This is a genomic window from Escherichia sp. WS1451, from assembly GCF_046487365.1.
Taxonomy (GTDB): Bacteria; Pseudomonadota; Gammaproteobacteria; order Enterobacterales; family Enterobacteriaceae; genus Escherichia; species Escherichia coli.
This window is the reverse complement of record NZ_JBJQJP010000079.1, coordinates 1-622: the sequence shown is the minus strand read 5'-3', so window position 1 is coordinate 622 and position 622 is coordinate 1. Positions and strand designations below refer to the sequence as shown.

General features: G+C 56.4%; 1 protein-coding gene. It reads right to left on the bottom strand.

Annotated elements, in window-relative coordinates:
* Positions 1 to 91 precede the first annotated feature (91 nt).
* Positions 92 to 622: recombinase family protein (locus ACJHX7_RS26230; RefSeq protein WP_410231737.1), on the bottom strand; the 531-nt coding region annotated here is incomplete at its 5' end.

The following is a 622-nucleotide window of genomic DNA, read 5'->3' as shown; positions in this document are numbered from 1 at the left end:
CAGAATGATGTCACGCTGAAAATGCCGGCCTTTGAATGGGTTCATGTGCAGCTCCATCAGCAAAAGGGGATGATAAGTTTATCACCACCGACTATTTGCAACAGTGCCACTGATCCGTTCTCAAGTATTGATACAGGGTTTCGCGACTGATTCCGAATTCACGAGCAAGCTTGGTCTTTTGCTCGCCAGCCTCGACACGTTGGCGCAGTTCGGCAATACGCTCAGACGACAGGGATTTCTTCCTGCCACGGTAAGCCCCGCGTTGCTTGGCGAGCGCAATACCCTCGCGCTGACGCTCGCGGATCAGGGCGCGCTCGAACTCGGCGAACGCGCCCATCACCGAGAGCATCAGGTTCGCCATCGGAGAGTCTTCGCCAGTAAAACTGAGGTGTTCCTTGACGAATTCGATATGCACGCCGCGTTGTGTCAGCGTTTGCACGATCCGGCGCAAATCATCGAGATTGCGCGCCAGGCGATCCATGCTATGCACCACCACGGTGTCGCCGGTGCGGGCGAAGCTTATCAGCGCTTCCAGTTGCGGACGCTTGACATCCTTGCCGGATGCCTTGTCGCTAAAAGCGCGATCAACCTTGACGCCTTCCAGTTGCCGTTCCGGGTTCTG